The organism is Roseobacter sp. HKCCA0882, from assembly GCF_037805225.1.
In the GTDB taxonomy this organism is placed as follows: Bacteria; Pseudomonadota; Alphaproteobacteria; order Rhodobacterales; family Rhodobacteraceae; genus M30B80.
The window spans coordinates 537,936-554,753 of sequence record NZ_JBBLYI010000002.1 but is presented as its reverse complement, the minus strand read 5'-3'; the positions used below and the strand labels follow the sequence as shown (position 1 = coordinate 554,753).

At 56.8% G+C, this 16,818-nt stretch carries 14 protein-coding genes; 2 read left to right on the top strand and 12 right to left on the bottom strand.

Annotated features, from left to right (window positions below; translation table 11 throughout):
- Positions 1 to 53: 53 nt before the first annotated feature.
- On the top strand, positions 54 to 4,592 hold the full coding sequence (gltB, locus tag AAC622_RS11015; protein ID WP_340262493.1) for a glutamate synthase large subunit: 4,539 nt from the start codon (positions 54 to 56) through the stop codon (positions 4,590 to 4,592).
- Positions 4,593 to 4,634: 42 nt separating this feature from the next.
- Here gltB and serB read toward each other — a convergent pair whose 3' ends face one another.
- The gene (serB, locus tag AAC622_RS11010) at positions 4,635 to 5,510 is read right to left on the bottom strand and encodes a phosphoserine phosphatase SerB (RefSeq protein WP_340262491.1); all 876 of its coding nucleotides are present in this window, start codon (positions 5,508 to 5,510) and stop codon (positions 4,635 to 4,637) included.
- A gap of 150 nt (positions 5,511 to 5,660) precedes the next feature.
- On the opposite strand from serB, the gene AAC622_RS11005 reads away from it, so the two are divergent.
- On the top strand, positions 5,661 to 7,166 hold the full coding sequence (locus AAC622_RS11005; RefSeq protein ID WP_340262489.1) for an alpha/beta fold hydrolase: 1,506 nt from the start codon (positions 5,661 to 5,663) through the stop codon (positions 7,164 to 7,166).
- On the opposite strand, the gene AAC622_RS11000 is transcribed toward AAC622_RS11005, so the two are convergent.
- The 11 genes from AAC622_RS11000 to AAC622_RS10950 form a co-directional block, all read right to left on the bottom strand.
- Entirely contained in the window at positions 7,163 to 8,239 is a 1,077-nt protein-coding gene (locus tag AAC622_RS11000; protein ID WP_340262487.1) for a lipocalin-like domain-containing protein, read from the bottom strand. The two genes, AAC622_RS11005 and AAC622_RS11000, sit on opposite strands and share 4 nt — an antisense overlap.
- A complete protein-coding gene (locus tag AAC622_RS10995) occupies positions 8,229 to 10,679 on the bottom strand; it encodes an FtsX-like permease family protein (protein WP_340262485.1) in 2,451 nt (816 codons plus the stop codon). Before AAC622_RS10995 ends, AAC622_RS11000 begins: the two co-directional genes overlap by 11 nt.
- A complete protein-coding gene (locus AAC622_RS10990) occupies positions 10,676 to 11,344 on the bottom strand; it encodes an ABC transporter ATP-binding protein (protein WP_340262483.1) in 669 nt (222 codons plus the stop codon). Before AAC622_RS10990 ends, AAC622_RS10995 begins: the two co-directional genes overlap by 4 nt.
- 64 nt (positions 11,345 to 11,408) lie before the next feature.
- A complete protein-coding gene (locus AAC622_RS10985) occupies positions 11,409 to 12,161 on the bottom strand; it encodes a TonB family protein (RefSeq protein ID WP_340262481.1) in 753 nt (250 codons plus the stop codon).
- The gene (locus AAC622_RS10980) at positions 12,158 to 12,583 is read right to left on the bottom strand and encodes an ExbD/TolR family protein (RefSeq protein WP_340262479.1); all 426 of its coding nucleotides are present in this window, start codon (positions 12,581 to 12,583) and stop codon (positions 12,158 to 12,160) included. Before AAC622_RS10980 ends, AAC622_RS10985 begins: the two co-directional genes overlap by 4 nt.
- Positions 12,580 to 12,987, bottom strand: a complete 408-nt coding sequence (locus AAC622_RS10975; protein ID WP_340262478.1) for an ExbD/TolR family protein — start codon at positions 12,985 to 12,987, stop codon at positions 12,580 to 12,582. The genes AAC622_RS10980 and AAC622_RS10975 overlap by 4 nt, the downstream gene beginning before the upstream one ends.
- The gene (locus AAC622_RS10970) at positions 12,984 to 13,598 is read right to left on the bottom strand and encodes a MotA/TolQ/ExbB proton channel family protein (protein WP_340262476.1); all 615 of its coding nucleotides are present in this window, start codon (positions 13,596 to 13,598) and stop codon (positions 12,984 to 12,986) included. The genes AAC622_RS10975 and AAC622_RS10970 overlap by 4 nt, the downstream gene beginning before the upstream one ends.
- The gene (locus AAC622_RS10965) at positions 13,595 to 14,266 is read right to left on the bottom strand and encodes an adenosylcobinamide amidohydrolase (RefSeq protein WP_340262474.1); all 672 of its coding nucleotides are present in this window, start codon (positions 14,264 to 14,266) and stop codon (positions 13,595 to 13,597) included. Before AAC622_RS10965 ends, AAC622_RS10970 begins: the two co-directional genes overlap by 4 nt.
- Positions 14,263 to 15,027, bottom strand: coding sequence for an ABC transporter ATP-binding protein (locus tag AAC622_RS10960; RefSeq protein WP_340262472.1), 765 nt, complete (start codon positions 15,025 to 15,027; stop codon positions 14,263 to 14,265). Before AAC622_RS10960 ends, AAC622_RS10965 begins: the two co-directional genes overlap by 4 nt.
- Positions 15,024 to 16,013 carry a FecCD family ABC transporter permease gene (locus tag AAC622_RS10955; protein WP_445322633.1) on the bottom strand — a complete coding sequence of 330 codons (990 nt, stop codon included), beginning with the start codon at positions 16,011 to 16,013 and terminating at the stop codon, positions 15,024 to 15,026. Before AAC622_RS10955 ends, AAC622_RS10960 begins: the two co-directional genes overlap by 4 nt.
- Before the next feature lie 5 nt (positions 16,014 to 16,018).
- On the bottom strand, positions 16,019 to 16,798 hold the full coding sequence (locus AAC622_RS10950) for an ABC transporter substrate-binding protein (protein ID WP_340262468.1): 780 nt from the start codon (positions 16,796 to 16,798) through the stop codon (positions 16,019 to 16,021).
- Positions 16,799 to 16,818: the final 20 nt, after the last annotated feature.

Here is a 16,818-nt window from a genome sequence, read left to right as displayed (position 1 = left end):
TGGCCCGTTTCGCGCATCCCGATGATGCCCCTTCCGAAAGAAAGGTATGAGTGATGACCAAGTTTGATGCCGAATGGGTGGCCGCAGAAGAGGCCAAGCGCGCGTTTATGGCCGAGCATGGTATGTATTCCCTTGAGGAGGAACATTCCTCTTGTGGCGTAGGCTTAGTCGTTGCTGTCGATGGCAAACCTTCACGCCGCGTGGTGGAAAACGGGATCAACGCGCTTAAGGCCGTTTGGCATCGCGGTGCTGTGGACGCCGATGGAAAGACAGGCGATGGCGCAGGCATCCATGTGCAAATCCCTGTGCAGTTTTTCTACGATCAAATTCGCCGCACTGGCCATGAGCCTGCTGCTGACAAATTGATTGCAGTCGGTCAGGTGTTCTTGCCGCGTTCGGATTTTGGTGCGCAAGAGCGTTGCCGCACAATTGTCGAAACCGAAGTTTTGCGGATGGGGCACTATATTTACGGCTGGCGCCATGTGCCTGTTGATACCGCTTGCCTTGGTGAAAAGGCCAATGCAACGCGGCCAGAGATTGAGCAAATCTTGATCCGGAACGAAAAGGGCATCGATCACGAACAATTCGAGCGCGAGCTTTATGTCATCCGCCGCCGTATTGAAAAAGCTGCTGCGGCCGCAGGCGTGGGGCAACTTTATCTGTGCTCTCTCTCCTGCCGATCCATCATCTACAAAGGTATGATGTTGGCAGAACAGGTGTCGGAATTCTATCCCGACCTTCAGGATGAGCGGTTTGAATCCGCCTTCGCGATTTACCACCAGCGGTATTCAACCAACACATTCCCACAATGGTGGTTGGCGCAGCCATTCCGCATGTTGGCCCATAATGGCGAAATCAATACGCTCAAGGGTAATGTGAACTGGATGAAGAGCCATGAGATTCGCATGGCATCCACCTATTTCGGGGATATGGCCGAAGATATTAAGCCGATTATCCCGCAAGGGTCGTCTGACTCTGCCGCTTTGGACGCTGTGTTTGAGGTTTTGGTGCGCGCAGGTCGCAACGCGCCAATGGCAAAAACCATGCTCGTTCCCGAGGCTTGGAGCCAAACCGCCAGCGAATTGCCGCAGGCATGGCAGGATATGTATTCCTATTGCAATTCGGTGATGGAGCCATGGGATGGCCCCGCCGCCCTTGCAATGACCGATGGTCGTTGGGTTTGTGCGGGTCTTGACCGAAACGGTCTGCGTCCAATGCGCTATGTGGTGACGGGCGATGGGATGCTGATTGCGGGCTCCGAGGCAGGCATGGTGCCTGTTGACGAGGCGCGCGTGATCGAAAAAGGCGCGCTTGGGCCTGGTCAGATGATTGCGGTCGATATGGAAACGCAAAAGCTATTCCACGATACCGAGATCAAGGATGCCTTGGCTGCGGCGCGCCCGTTTGGCGACTGGGTCGGCAAGATCACAGATTTGGCCAAGGAAACCGAAGGCCTTACGGAAACAGCGATTTTCTCAGGCGAAGATCTGCGCCGCCGTCAGGTGGCCGCGGGCTATACGATTGAGGAATTGGAACATATCCTTGCACCAATGGCCGAAGATGGCAAAGAGGCCTTGGCCTCTATGGGCGATGATACGCCAAGCGCGGTTTTGTCGAAGAAATATCGCCCTTTGAGCCACTTCTTCCGCCAGAATTTCAGTCAGGTGACGAACCCCCCGATTGACAGTTTGCGCGAATATCGGGTGATGAGCCTTAAGACGCGCTTCGGCAACCTAAAGAATGTGTTGGACGAAGATAGCAGCCAAACCGAGATTTTGGTTCTCGACAGTCCTTTCGTGGGCAATGCGCAATTTGACGCGATGGTAAAGCATTTTGGCGATGCCGTGGTGACGATTGAAGCGACCTTTGCTGCGGGTGCGGATAAAAATGGCTTGCGTGATGGGCTGGAGCGCATTCGCCAAGAGGCCGAGGATGCAGTGCGTTCGGGTGCTGCGCATATCGTGTTGACCGACCGTTTCCAAAGCGCAGAAAAAGTCGCGATGCCAATGATCTTGGCGACAAGCGCGGTGCATTCGTGGCTGACGCGCAAGGGTTTGCGCACATTCTGCTCGCTCAACATCCGATCAGCGGAATGCATTGACCCGCATTATTTTGCGGTTCTGGTGGGCTGTGGTGCAACTACAGTGAACGCCTATTTGGCAGAGGATTCGCTGGCGGATCGCATTGAGCGCGGTCTGTTGGAGGGCACTTTGACCGAAGCGGTCGCACGCTATCGCAACGCGATTGACCAAGGCTTGTTGAAAATCATGGCCAAAATGGGGATTTCAGTGATTTCCTCATATCGTGGTGGTTTGAACTTCGAGGCTGTGGGTCTGAGCCGCGCCATGGTTGCGGAATATTTCCCCGGTATGACGAGCCGCATTTCAGGCATTGGCGTTTCGGGCCTTCAGAAAAAATGTGAAGAAGTCCACGCGCTTGGTTGGTTGCAGGGCGATGGAATCCTTCCAATTGGCGGTTTCTATAAATCCCGCCGTTCGGGGGAAACCCACGCTTGGGAAGCGCAGTCGATGCATATGATGCAGATGGCCTGCAACAAAGCCTCGTTTGAATTGTGGAAACAATATTCCGCCAAGATGCGCGCCAACCCGCCCATTCATCTGCGCGACTTGTTGGACATTAAGCCTTTGGGTCAGCCCATAGCGATAGAGGAGGTGGAATCCATCACCTCAATCCGCAAGCGCTTTGTCACGCCGGGCATGAGCCTTGGGGCGCTTAGCCCCGAGGCCCATAAGACGCTCAACGTGGCGATGAATCGTATTGGCGCGAAATCCGATAGTGGTGAAGGCGGTGAAGATCCCGCACATTTCACACCAGAGCCCAATGGCGACAACCCAAGCGCCAAGATCAAACAGGTCGCATCGGGCCGCTTTGGCGTTACTGCGGAATATCTGAACCATTGCGAGGAGTTGGAGATCAAGGTCGCACAAGGCGCCAAGCCGGGTGAAGGTGGTCAGTTGCCTGGTATGAAGGTGACAGATTTGATTGCGCGCCTTCGTCACTCGACCAAAGGCGTGACGCTGATCTCACCGCCGCCGCATCACGATATCTATTCCATCGAAGATTTGGCGCAGTTGATCTATGACCTCAAGCAGATCAACCCCCGCGCGAAAGTCACCGTGAAATTGGTGGCCTCATCGGGCGTTGGCACGATTGCGGCGGGTGTCGCCAAGGCAAAGGCGGATGTCATCCTAATCTCAGGCCACAATGGTGGCACGGGTGCAAGTCCCGCGACCTCGATCAAATATGCGGGTCTGCCATGGGAGATGGGTTTGACCGAGGCGCATCAGGTCTTGTCGATGAACAACCTGCGCGACCGAATCACCTTGCGCACCGATGGTGGCCTGCGCACAGGTCGTGACATTGTCATGGCAGCCATGATGGGGGCTGAGGAATATGGTATCGGCACGGCTGCGTTGATTGCCATGGGATGTATCATGGTGCGCCAGTGCCAGTCGAACACCTGCCCCGTGGGCGTTTGCACGCAAGACGAAAGCCTGCGCGCAAAATTCACAGGCAACGCAGATAAGGTTGTCAATCTGATCACCTTCTACGCGCAAGAAGTGCGCGAGATTCTGGCAGAGATTGGCGCGCGCAGTCTTGATGACGTCATTGGCCGCGCCGATTTGTTGACGCAGGTCAGCCGTGGTTCGGCGCATCTTGATGATCTTGATCTTAACCCCATGCTGATCACAGTCGATGGGGCGGATAAGATTGTTTATGACCGCAATAAGCCGCGCAACTCTGTGCCTGACACGTTGGACGCACAGATCGTGGCGGATGCAGCGCGCTTTTTGCAAGATGGCGAAAAGATGCAATTGTCTTACGCTGTGCAGAACACGCTACGCACCATTGGCACGCGGGCATCTAGCCACATCGTGCAGAAATTCGGGATGCGCAACAGCCTTCAACCAAATCACCTGACGGTGAAATTGGAGGGTTCGGCAGGGCAGTCCTTAGGGGCCTTTGCAGCGCCTGGATTGAAGCTTGAGGTGTCCGGTGATGCCAATGACTATGTGGGTAAGGGCCTGTCGGGTGGCACGATTGTCGTGAAACCCGCTCAAGTCAGCCCTCTGAAGGCCTCTGAAAACGTCATCATCGGCAACACTGTTCTTTATGGTGCCACCGATGGCTATCTCTTCGCAGCGGGTCGCGCGGGTGAGCGCTTTGCGGTGCGTAACTCAGGCGCCAAAGTCGTGGTTGAGGGCTGTGGCTCGAACGGGTGTGAATATATGACGGGCGGCGTTGCCGTGATCCTTGGGTCAATTGGGGCCAATTTCGGCGCGGGTATGACGGGCGGTATGGCCTATCTCTATGACCCAAGCGGCGAGGCTTTGATAAATATGAACCTTGAGACATTGGTGACTTGCCCTGTCACAGTCGCACATTGGGAAGAGCAGTTGCTTGATCTGATCACCCGCCATCATGCGGAAACGGCCTCGCAGAAAGCGGATATGATCCTTAAGAATTGGGAGAGTGAGAAGGCAAACTTCTTGCAGGTTTGCCCCAAGGAAATGCTCAATAAGCTGGCCCATCCGATCAGCCTTGAAGCGGCGGCTGTGCCTGCTGAATAAACCAAAAAACCGCGCGCAAAGAGATTTGCGCGCGGTTTTACTTTAGGCCTTGATAAAATCTGTTGCGGCGTAGCCTTGCATGTAAAGAAGCGCCGTTAGACCGCCGTGATTGATCCGATGCTTGGCTTGCGCTTGCACTGTAGGTTTCGCGTGTAATGCGACCCCCGCCCCTGCAAGTTGCAGCATCCCTAAATCATTTGCGCCATCGCCGACCGCCAAGACATCGGCAGGGGTAATCCCAAGCCGTGCTGTAATGTCATTCAAGGCCTCCACTTTGGCCTCACGTCCCAAGATTGGGTCAGTTACCTTGCCTGTAAGCTGACCGCCTTCGGCGCAAAGCGTGTTTGCGCGGTGTTCGTCAAACCCAAGCCTATCTGCAATGGCCGCCGTGAAGGCCGTAAACCCTCCAGATACAAGCGCGGCATAGGCGCCATTTGCCTTCATAGTAGCCAAAAGAACGGGGCCGCCCGGCATAAGGTGAATGCGCTTTTCCAAAACATGGTTGATCACCGCGACATCGAGGCCCTTGAGCAGGCTCACACGTTCGCGAAGCGCGCCTTCGAAATCCAATTCGCCATTCATCGCGCGGGCGGTAATCTGGGCCACGCGCGGGCCAACACCCGCCTCGGCGGCCAATTCATCAATGCATTCTTGGCGGATCATGGTCGAATCCATATCCGCCAGCAGCATTTTCTTGCGCCGCCCTTCTTGGGGTTGCAAAACCATATCCACACCTTCGGCCTGAAGGCTGGCCCAGATGTCTTCGAAATTGGTGGGCGCTTGCGAAATAGTGAATTCTGCCGCCGTGTTTGGGTTCAGCCACACCGCATCACCGCCGCCCAATGCATTGCGGAGGCTTGCCACCAATTCTGGTTCCAAATGGATTGCGGGATTGGTGATTAATGTGACAACAAACATGGCTTTGTCCCTTTGGGGATATGGCGAAAGTCCATTGACCCTATAGGAAATGTCCTTGGTCTTGGCCAGTCAACAATCACTTTGGGTGCGCAAGCGGCAATTTTGCGTTAGCTTGGGCCAAAGATTGGCTTGGTAAGGGGCAGACTTGGCATGATCCGCGCTGTGATTGGCCTGATACTGGGCGCGCTTCTCGCATTGAGCGCCGTGATCGTCCTCGAGCGGGATCGCGCAGATATCGTGCTGCAGCAGATGCTATGGGGTGACACCTCAGTGACTTGGATGCAGCGCCCTGCATCCACCGGGCCGGTCATTATAATTGCGCATGGTTTTGCAGGGTCACGCCAACTGATGCAGGCCTACCAAATATCTTTGGCCAAAGCGGGTTACGTGACCTTTAGCTTTGATTTTGAGGGGCATGGCCGCAATCGCCAACCGATGCGCGGCGATGTCACCGCGATAGATGGCACAACCCGTTATTTGATGGAGGAACTGGCCCGCGTCACGGATCGCGCCATTGACGCGGTCGGGCAGGCAAACGGGCTGGCCTATTTGGGCCATTCGATGGCCAGTGATATCATCATCCGCCAAGCGATAGAGGATCCGCGTGTTGCGACCACCGCTGCATTATCGGTCTTTTCCTTGGCGATTACGCCTGACGAGCCGCGCTCGCTCCTGATGATCAATGGCCAATGGGAGGCAGGATTGCGCGCGGCGGTGCAATCGGTAATGCAACAAATCGGCGCAAGCGAAGGTGATCGCATTCGCGATGTGACAGGTTTTGCCCGCGCGGCCCTTGTTGCGCCGATGACCGAGCATGTCGGCATTCTCTATTCCCGCGCGGCCATTGCCGAGGTGATTGCGTGGTATGATGCAGAATTTGGCATCACCCGCGCAAGCCCGCCCTCTATCGCGCCCTATGGTGCAATAATTTTGGGCGGGTTTGCGGGGATTGTGATGGCCCTCGGTGGGCTTGCGACATTGGGATTTAGCGGAAAACCAAGGCGGGTTTTGCCAATTGCGCCGCGCGCCTTTTGGTTGGCGGCGCTTCTGCCCGCCTTCATAACGCCTGTGGTTTTACGGGGGACATCTCTGCCATTTTTGCCTGTCATTCTTGCCGATTACCTTGCGCTGCACCTTGCCCTTTATGGGGGGCTTGCGATTGCGATTTTGTTGATCACAGGTCATGGTTCGGTGATTTGTCCAACCCCGCGCCGGGTTTTGCGCAGCCTGTGGACTGGGATCGGGTTTGGCGCTGTCACACTTGGTCTTATGGGTCTTTACCTGGATCGCTATGTCGGCAGTTTTTGGGCAGGGGGCGCACGCCTGCTGCCATTTGTGATGATTTTAATCGGCGCACTGCCCGCGATGATTGCGGATGCGGCGCTGATTTCCGCCGCCCGCGCGCCGATATGGAAACGGATTTTGGTGCGTTTTGCCTTTTTGGCATCGCTTGGCCTTGCGGTCGCATTGGATTTTGATCGGATGTTGTTTTTGATCCTGATCTTGCCTGTGATCCTATTGTTTTATGCCAGTTTTGGCTTTGTCTATGGCCGATTGGGGCGGGGACAGGCGGCAGTTCTTGGCATGGGTTTGGCGCTTGGGCTGTCTTTGGCTTGGGCGCTGGCAGCCAGCTTCCCGCTGTTTCTGGCGGGTTAATACCCCGTCATCTCCAGATATCCGCGCCCAAGATGGCTGCCTGTGCTAAAAATCGGCCCTTCCCAATAGGGGATTGTTCCGCCCATCCATGCATCGGGATTGAGCGCGTTCGTGCGGATATCTAGACCCTGTTCTGGCAGGGTGATGTGCCACCCGACAGGCAAAACCCGCCCTGCCACCTCATGTGTCACAATAGGCGTCATGCGGAGTGCGCCATCACCATAAGCGGTGGGTTGGCCATTTGCCGAGATCCATGTGGCCGAGGTAAATCGGGTCTCATCGCGGCTGCGCAATGAGAAACCCATGAGCTTTTCACCCGTTTCAAAATGAAGCGACACCCAATCCCATCCCGCTTGATCCGCTGCCAATGGTTGCGATGACCATTCGCGATCAAGCCATGCTTGTCCTGACACTTGCCGTGCCCCATCGGGCAAGGTGATGGTTCCGCTGACCTCGTAAAACGGTTGGGAGTAGTAATAGCTTGCCTGGCCTTCATTCGATTTCACCGAAAACCCATTCACCCCGTGGCGCACGAGCGGGCCATGAGCCGTGAGGGTGAGGTCATATGCGAATGTATCGCCGCGCGCGCTGACAATGATCTGGTCAAGTGCATCTGTCTCTGATGGGGTGTTTAGAGACTGTAACCCCCAATCATCAATCCAGACCTCAAGCAGATCCTCGGTCAGTATGGCCCCGGCTTGGCCTGTACCGCCCCGGGCATAGCGTTCGCTGTGGTAATGCTGATCAGGCAGGGTGACAGCGGTATGGCCGAGCCAGATTTGCCCGTCTTCCCACGCATTGCTTTGGCCATCAGCGGGGCGGGTTGCATTGCGAAACACAGTCCATTGCGCCCCAAGCGGGTTTCCTGCGGCATCGTTCAGATTGGCGGTCAGATACCACCACTCAATACGATAATCGGTGTGGGCCGTGTGATCCTGTGGAAACGTGATCGGTCGGTTCGGATCGACCGCCGCATATCCTTCGGCGCTGAGGCCAAGCCCCGCGAAACCCTGAGCATGGGCGACAGGGGCAATCCATATAAAAACCAATGCAAGTAGCGACCTAGCGTTCATGGGCGAATAGTCCAAGCAACCGATGGGGTGAGAGACGCGCCAATTGCCATGCGGGCCATAGGGCGGCAATCGCGGCAGCCGCTGCCGCCAAAGCGCATAGTTTGATCAGATCCGCAGGAAAGATTTGCAGTGGCAGGCGCCATCCAAAGGCCTCAACATTGATGATGGCCAAAAGGTAATGTGCCAAAGCAAGACCCAAAGGCAGCGCGAAAATGGCGCAGAAACTGGCAAAGGCGATAACCCGCAAAAATTCGGCCCAGGCAAGGTTCCGCCGCCGTTGTCCTGCAGCCCAGATCGGTGCTATTTGCGCAAGACGCATTTCAGACAGGGTCAATAGGCTTGTGAACATGGCGAACCCTGCCACCCCAAGGGTCAGCGCATTCAGCGCATAGGTCACTTGAAAAGTTTGTTCGAACACCCGTAGCGAGATGTCTTTCACCGCCGCTTGATTGATCATGGATTGCGGAGAGAGGCCTGTAGCCTCTGTGATGTCAGCCGCTAAATCTGTGACCGTTGCAGGATCAGTGCGCAGCGCAAAGCGCAAAGGCGGGGATTCGGGGAAGAACGTCTTAAACAGATCAAGTCCAATGATTGCCTGCCCCTCGGGGTTTCCATAATCTGAATAAATCCCAAGGATTGGCAGGGTGAGGCTTGGGGTTACATCAAAATCTTGACCCAGTTCCAACCTTTCTCGGCGGGCGAGTTGTTCGTTGATCACAACAGCTTGGCCTTCGGCCATCTGTGACCACGCGTCAGGCAGGGCCTCGAGAAATGGCCAGTGATCCCGATATGTGGCGTGATCCACCAGCCCATGCAATTCGGCGGGCAATCCTCCAAATCGCGTAGCTACTAGGGCGAAGGGCAAAATCGCGTCAACACGCGGTGTAAGATAGTCGGTGACACGCGCCGCTTGTTCGGGTGAAGCGGTGGTCAAATACATCTCGGACGCAAGCCGTTGATCCAACCAGCCTGTAAAGGTTGCTCGAAACGAGCCAACCATGGTGGATACGCCAATATTCGTTGAAAGCGCCAATAAAAGCGCCATCAAAGATAGGGATAAGGCAGGCAAAGACAGACGCATATCAGCTAAGGCCCAGTGCAAAAACGGGGCCCTGACCCGTGTTGCGATGCCCGCCAAAAGCACCGATAGGCCAAAGGGCAAAACCAATGCGCCTCCCAATAAGAGCGCAGCCAAACCGATAAAACCCATCATCAGGCCGCTGCCAAAGATCACAACAAGGCCAGATAGGGCTAAAAGGCCTAGGCCTAAAAGGGCTTGGATAAGGCGTAAGGCGGCACTGGTTTGTGCCCATGAATTCGGTGTCGCTGATCGCAAGATCGGCAAGCGCGCCACCCGCCAAAGCGCAGATGCCCCCGCAATCGCGGCCCCGATCACGGACATGGCTAGGGCAGCAACGGCCCACATCGGATCAAATTGCAGCACTGCGCCGATATCGGCGCCGTATAGCCCCCGAAGGCTTGCGGAAACCTCTGGCAAAAGAGTTGCGGCCAAACCATACCCTAAACCAAGACCAAGGATGCCTGACCCAAGTGCGAAAACCCCAAGTTCCGCAGCCAAAAGCACAATCAACCCACCCAATGGCACGCCAAGCGCGCGCAAGGCTTGCAGGCTTGTGCGGCGTTGCTCAAAGGCCAGACCAATGGTGGCGTGGGTGATGAACAAACCCACAGCAAAGGCAAGAAAGCCAAAGGCCGTTAGGTTGAGATGAAAACTATCTGTCAGCCGTGCCAGATCATTGCTGGTTTCGGCCTGCTGAAGGATTAAGTCACCGCGTAAGGCAAGCCAAGTGTCAATCGGCACAAGGCCAAAAGGCTGGGGTGCTGAGACAATCAACGCGGTTGGCCCCATCTCACCCACAAGCTGTGCGATTGTTGCGATGTCGCCGATGACCAAGGCCGTTGCGAGCGTATCATCATAGCTGGCATTGCCCAAGATTGTGCGCGCGTGTTCGGTCAAATCAGGGGGCAGGCCGCGGGATGCCGTGTCTGATGTCATCAACACCTGACCGCCCAGAAGAATATCCGTCACGGGGATGCTGCCAGATTGCAGGCGTTCGGGAAGTGCTGCTACTGGCAAGGTTAGAGGGTCAATCCCAAGCACACGTAAGGCATTCGGGCCAGAGCCAAGCCGTGCCTCAAGAAGCGGTGAAACAAGATAGCCTGCGCGGCGCAATTCGGAAAAGATCGCTTGATCCATAGCGCGGCCATCTTGGCGCAAGATGCGGTCAAATTGATCTTGTCCCAATAAATTCGCGGCGCGGGCATAGCTTGCGCGCGCTTCAGCGTTGAGGGCCTGAACCCCCGACCACAGTGCCGTTGCCAGTGCAAGCCCCGCAATCAGCGCAAAAACCTGCAAAGGATGTCTGCGCCAATGGCCCAAAAGCGCGGATAGGGTGGTCAGGATCAAGGCGCGGTTCATGGATCGAATGCCTGCAACTGCCCGCGTGAGAGATGTCGGCGCGTCTCGCAGGCGGCGGCAATCCGTGCTGAATGGGTGACCATCAAAAGACCCGCCCCGCTTTCTGCGATCAGTCGTAAAAAAAGTGATAGCACCGCTTGGCCATTTTCTTCGTCAAGGTTTCCCGTGGGCTCATCCGCAAGGATAAGGTCAGGGCGCAGTGCCAAGGCACGGCCAACGGCAACACGCTGTTGTTGCCCGCCTGAAATCTCCTCTGGATAGCGCGTCAAAAGCGTCTCTAAGCCTAGGTTTTGTGACAGATGCGCGATCCAATCGCGATCATATCGACCCGCGAGCCGCGCTTGAAAGGAAAGGTTGTCACCAATGGTCAAAGCGGGGATCAGGTTGAACTGTTGAAAGACCAGACCAATCGACTGACGCCGAATGGCGGCCAAGCCCCCATCATCCAATTTCGTAATATCTTGGCCCTTGATCAGAATTTCGCCGTGATTGGGCCGTTCTAGACCTGCCACCAAGTGAAGCAGGGTAGACTTTCCCGCCCCGCTTTCCCCCGTCAATGCAAGGCTCTGGCCTGCGCTCAGTTGTAAGGACAGGTCGTTTAAGACAGTGATCCGACCTTCACCGCTCTCAAAGGATTTTGAGACATTGCGCAGTTCTAATAGCATAATTCACCCGTGAGCTGTCGTGACAAAACATAGGCCGTTTTGCCCCGTTGCACAGCGCGGCGGGCTAACGCAGGCGCAAGGGCAGATCGAAATTATATCGTGCGGCGCTAATCCCGTCTGGTGCGGGTGGATATGGGCTTGCCTCTGCCACAAAAGCCAAGAGGGCTGTGTCCAAATCAGCTTGGCCTGTGCCCGCCAGAATTCGAACATCATGAAGGCGACCATCGGCATCAATCACAAGCCGCAAGGTTGCTGCGCCGCGCCCGCGTGGGCGGCTGGGGCTGCGTTCTAATTGACGTAAAATTCCGCTGCCCCAATGGGACATCAAGCGCATGATCACATCCTGATCTTCGCTGTTTGTGACGGCGGTTGTGGTGGTTGGCGCGGCCTCGGCCCCACCGCTTGCGCGTGTTGCAGGGCGCGGTGCGGGGGCGGTGGGCGTTGGCGCGTTTGGAACCTCAGGTTCTAGCGCGGGTGCCGCCTCTTGCAGTTGCGGTGCCAACTCAGGACGGCTTTCGGTCAGGTTTGGCGGTGCAAGCGGTGCAATTTCTGAGTGCATGGGCGCAAGTGAGGCAGCCATCGGTGGGACGTCCGGTATGACTTGGCTGAGTTCGGGCGGCCGTGACCATTGATCAACAAGGGCCGCCAAATCTTGCGGGGCCGCCGAAAGCGACAGTTGCGCATGCCCGTGATCGCCTGCCGCTTCATCCCCGACCATGTTTTGCGGCGCCCCTGGGCCAATCCAAGTAGCAGCACCCAGATGCAGCCCAAGCGATAGGGTAAGAAACCCAAATATTTGCGCGCCAAGTCGGTTCATAGGGCACCCCCTGCGCGGGTGATGAGGTCGACACGCCCCACACCAATCGCGGCAAAATCTGCCAAAGCGCGCGCCAGATCTTGGGCGGGTAAGGTGGCATCCAGCGCAAGTTTCAGGGTAAATTCAGTCTCTGCACCCTGTAACAGAGCCGACCGAAGTTCCGCCAACACAGCCGCGCGGCCCTGTTCGGCACCATAGTGCCACAAACCATCCGCCGCGATATACAGCACCGCCTCGCGCGCGGGATCTGATGCTTCGGCTAAGGGTGACACGGGCAGGGTCAGTTCCACAGGCGCCTTGGCGCGTAAGGTTGCGCTGGTGAGAAAGAAAATCAAAAGCAAAAAGACGACATTGATCATCGGCACCATATCAAGATCGGCCAAGTGTCGTCTGCTGCGGCCTTGTGCGGGGTCAAGTCTCATTCAATCACCGCAAGATTGTCTAAACCGCCCGCCCGCAACGCGGCCATCAGGGATAACAACTGTTGAACCGTTGCACCCGCCTCAGGACGCAGAATGATTTTTTGTGCGGCTTCGGATGCATCTTCTTGGATCAGGTTGTGCAATGCGGGGATGAGATCAACGGCATCTATGACCTGCCCATTTAGCATTAGATGATCGGCCCCGAGTGTAACCAAACGCGGCGGGCCTTCATAAATCATGGTGGTGCTTGCGGCGGGTGCGGCGGGACGCATAGATACGGTGCTGTCGCGGCCCATTTGTGCGGCGAGCATGAAAAAAATCAACAACAGGAACACCACATCAATCATCGGCGCAAGGCTAGCCTTGCGTCTGCCGATGCGGGGTTGGTGAAAGTCTAACCTCATGCCGCGGGGCCTTTGATTGCAAAAATACGCGTGGCGATATCTTCAAAGCTGTGGCGCATTTTGTCATGGATGGTGTCGAACCATGTCAGGCACATCGCAATTGGGATCGCCACGGCCATGCCTGCGGCGGTGGTTAAAAGGGCGGCCCAAATCCCACCTGCAAGCGTGGCAGGGTCGGCATTCCCGCCCTCAAGCTGAAGGGCTTGGAACGCGTCAATCATGCCCAAAACCGTGCCCAACAGGCCCAAAAGTGGCGCAATCGTCACAACCAATTCCAAGGCACGCAACCCTGCGCTGATCTCTTGAAGCCGCGCGCGGGCGATGCGGGCAATTTCTTCCTTGCGGCTGCTTTCATCCCAGTCGGGGCTTTCGCGCAGGCGGATCGCATCACGGGCAAATTCTGCGCGCATCCCGCTGCGCGCCGCAAGCATGGCGCTGACATCCTCACCTGCGCACCACTGCGAGATTGCCGCATCGGTGGTCTGGCCTGAGCGAAGCGCGCCAAGGCGCAAAAGCTGACTGATCTTCCACAGGATCACCGCGAGGCTGATCACAGAAAGCGCTGCAATCAACATAAGGATTGGGCCGCCTTTGAGAAGTAATTCGATCATGCCGTTGCCTCTTCGCTGAGATAGGTGTCGCAGGCTGTCCGCACGGCATCATAAACCACGCGTCCCAATGCGTGACCGATTTCTGTGTGCAGTCCTGCATAGGCGTGGTGCCGATCTTCGCCTTGGACGCAGGCCAAGGTCAGGCAATCCGTGCCTGTTCCTGTGGCAATGACGGGCGCGCCGCTGACCATGACCTCATAGCGCGCCTCCATGACGGCGGCTGTGCGCGCCTCGGCCATAATGGTCAGTGCTTCAATCATCGCGGTTTCACTTAGGCACTGATTGAGACGGGCAGCAATGTTGATCGTGCCATACTCTTCAGGGCGAGCAAGGCGGCGGTGGCCGATGCGTTCAGCATTTGACAGGCCAAGGGTCACCAATGCCTCTGCTTTTGTCTGACTAACCACTGCCGTGTTAAAATGGTGAAAGCAGATATCGCGCGATGTCAGCATCGCGATTGCCTGATCCGCGTGGGCAAGCCTCTCATCAACTTGGCCCTCCAACCACGAGATCACATCAAAATCGGGCGGCAAATCGGCATTGCGCACCTCGCGCCACGCAATCTGTTGGGCAGAGACAAAACCGCCCCGATAGGGGGCAAAACTGAGACAGGCATGCGGTTTGCCGAGATCCCAAATCAGCCATGGATGGGTCAGGGTCGCGGTCATTCGACAACCTCCAAGGCTTGAAAGATCAGTCCCTGTTCTGATTGGGTGATATGCGCAGTGATGCCGAAAACGCGGCGAAGATGATCTTCGGTCAACACTTCCTCGGGCGGGCCTTCTGCAATTTTTTGGCCGCGATCCATCAGGATCAATCGATCACAAAACCGCGCCGCAAGGCCCAGATCATGCAGCGAGACCAGCGCGGCCTTGCCGCTTTGCGTCAGGCTTTGCAGATGCGCCAGCGTGGCAATCTGGTGACGCGGATCAAGCCCTGCAACGGGTTCATCGGCCATGATCAGCGGGCAGTTTTGTGCAAGTGCCCGCGCCATAAGCACGCGCGCCTGCTCACCGCCTGACAGGGCCGTGGCGGGGCGGGCGGCAAATCCCGTCAAATCCATCGCGGCCAAGGCCTCAGAGACGGCGGCGTGATCTTCGCCGCGTGGGGATTGCCCCGCGCCTAAATGTGGAACGCGGCCCAGCATGACCAAGGTTTCCACTGATACAGGCCATGCAATTTCGCGGGTTTGCGGCAGCCATGCGACAGCACGGGCACGCGCATTGGCGGGCAATGCGCTCAGCGATGAGTGGCCTTGATGCGGCAAAAGTCCAAGCGCGCCACGCATCAAGGTGGTCTTTCCGGCGCCATTGGGGCCAATTAGGCCAACCAAATCGCCTGCCCGCAATTCAGTGCTGACCTGATCCACAACAGGGCATTCCCCGCGATGGACAGTGAAATCCTGCAAGCTGAGACATGATGTGATCATAGCTCGGCCCGCCTTGTGCGATAGATCAAATGCAGGAAAACGGGCGCGCCGATGATGGCCATGACCACACCCAATTTTAGGTCACGATCAGGCAAGATGATGCGCGCGGCGATATCGGCGGCCAAGACAAGTGCCGCGCCGCCAAGCGCCGATGCGGGCAAAAGCCGTGAGGGGCGTGCGCCCACAAATGGCCTAAGGATATGCGGGACAACAAGACCAACAAACCCAATCGCCCCAACCACGGATGTCGCCGCCCCTGTGCAGGCTGCGACCCCTAAAACCAAAACCCACCGCAAGCGGGTCAGGTTGATCCCTAAGGATGCGGCCGCATCTTCGCCCAAGATCAACGCATCTAACCCGCGTGACGTGGACAAGATCAATATCCATCCCAACACCATAAGGGGCAGGGCAATGGTGATATGAGAAAAGCTGCGATCTGCCAATGATCCCAACATCCAAAAGACGATTTCGGACGTTGCAAAAGGGTTTGGCGACAGGTTCAACACAAGTGACGTCAGGGCCGCAGCCAACGCGCTGATTGCGATCCCCGCAAGGATAAGGGTAAGTGACCCACCCCGTGGCCCCGCCAAAAGCAGCAGCAGCACCACGGCAACGCCCGCCCCGAACAGGCCAAAAAACGGCAAAGCAAACATCATCTGTGCGGCCAGACCCGTTTGCAAAGTGACCACTGCCCCCAATGCGGCGGAAGAGGATACACCAATCAATCCAGGTTCGGCCAAGGGATTGCGCAGATAGCCCTGCAAGGCCGCGCCTGATAGCCCCAAACTTATCCCAACCATGATCGCAAGTAAGGCGCGCGGCAGGCGGATTTCTTGCATCACAAGGCTGACAGCATCGCCTGTGCCGCCAAAGAGCGCGGAAAGGCTGTCGGCCATAGAAAACCCGGCGGGGCCGATCAAGAGCGAAGCCAAGGTCAAAAGCCCCACAATCAGGCCAAGACCCGTGAAAAGAAGTTTTTGTGACACCCCGCTCATCCCTCCAACCTTGCGCGAAGGGCGCGCAAATCTTGGATCGCGCGCAGGACGACAGGGGTGCCACAAACCCAATCCGCATTGGATTGCGTGCGCATCGCGCCAAGCTGGGCGAGGGCGGGATGTGACATGACCTCTTCGGAACGGGAGTTGCCTGAATAAAGCTCGGCATGGATCAGCAGATCGGGCTGCGCCAATGTTAACAATTCCAGATCAAGCCGTCCTGATCGGCTGCGCCCCATTTCTTCGGCAATGTGACGAAACCCTGCAATCGTGATGATTTCATGGCTGAGCGTGCCTGTGCCAAGGCTATAGCTGTTGGGGTAGTAAAACGCTGCACGCGGGCCAGTCGGGGCCGCGCGTAATCGTGCCAAATCTGCCTCGAATGCACCTGCCAACTCGCCCGCGCGGGCGGTTTGGTGAAGAATTTCCCCCATCTCGCGAATGCGGTCGCTGACCTGATCAAGATTGGAGACAATATCAATCTGCGCTGTGGCAATGCCAAGTCGGCGCAGCATATCCAAGACCACAGGATCGGAATATCGCCCCGCCACGACCAGATCAGGGCGCATGAGGAAGATTTCCTCTGCCTGCCCGTGGTTGATTGGATAGGCCCGCGCCGCCTCTGCCATAGGTGACATATTGGGATCGGTCGCGATATCGGACACCGAGATCAACTGCCCCTCATCAGCAAGCATCATGGCCAGCTGATCGGTGCAAAGGTTCATAGACACCACACGCAAAGGTGCGGTTTGGGCATCGGCGGCACTGGTAACCATCAGCGCCGCCATGCAAAGCG

Excerpts from the sequence above, each read along its gene's own strand:
- AAC622_RS11000 (WP_340262487.1), bottom strand. The coding sequence starts at position 8,239 with ATGAACGCTAGGTCGCTACTTGCATTGGTTTTTATATGGATTGCCCCT.
- AAC622_RS10950 (WP_340262468.1), bottom strand. The coding sequence starts at position 16,798 with ATGGTTACCAGTGCCGCCGATGCCCAAACCGCACCTTTGCGTGTGGTG.
- AAC622_RS10965 (WP_340262474.1), bottom strand. The coding sequence starts at position 14,266 with ATGACCGCGACCCTGACCCATCCATGGCTGATTTGGGATCTCGGCAAA.
- AAC622_RS10975 (WP_340262478.1), bottom strand. The coding sequence starts at position 12,987 with ATGAGGTTAGACTTTCACCAACCCCGCATCGGCAGACGCAAGGCTAGC.
- gltB (WP_340262493.1), top strand. The coding sequence starts at position 54 with ATGACCAAGTTTGATGCCGAATGGGTGGCCGCAGAAGAGGCCAAGCGC.
- AAC622_RS10985 (WP_340262481.1), bottom strand. The coding sequence starts at position 12,161 with ATGAACCGACTTGGCGCGCAAATATTTGGGTTTCTTACCCTATCGCTT.
- AAC622_RS11005 (WP_340262489.1), top strand. The coding sequence starts at position 5,661 with ATGATCCGCGCTGTGATTGGCCTGATACTGGGCGCGCTTCTCGCATTG.
- serB (WP_340262491.1), bottom strand. The coding sequence starts at position 5,510 with ATGTTTGTTGTCACATTAATCACCAATCCCGCAATCCATTTGGAACCA.
- AAC622_RS10990 (WP_340262483.1), bottom strand. The coding sequence starts at position 11,344 with ATGCTATTAGAACTGCGCAATGTCTCAAAATCCTTTGAGAGCGGTGAA.
- AAC622_RS10970 (WP_340262476.1), bottom strand. The coding sequence starts at position 13,598 with ATGATCGAATTACTTCTCAAAGGCGGCCCAATCCTTATGTTGATTGCA.
- AAC622_RS10960 (WP_340262472.1), bottom strand. The coding sequence starts at position 15,027 with ATGATCACATCATGTCTCAGCTTGCAGGATTTCACTGTCCATCGCGGG.
- AAC622_RS10995 (WP_340262485.1), bottom strand. The coding sequence starts at position 10,679 with ATGAACCGCGCCTTGATCCTGACCACCCTATCCGCGCTTTTGGGCCAT.
- AAC622_RS10980 (WP_340262479.1), bottom strand. The coding sequence starts at position 12,583 with ATGAGACTTGACCCCGCACAAGGCCGCAGCAGACGACACTTGGCCGAT.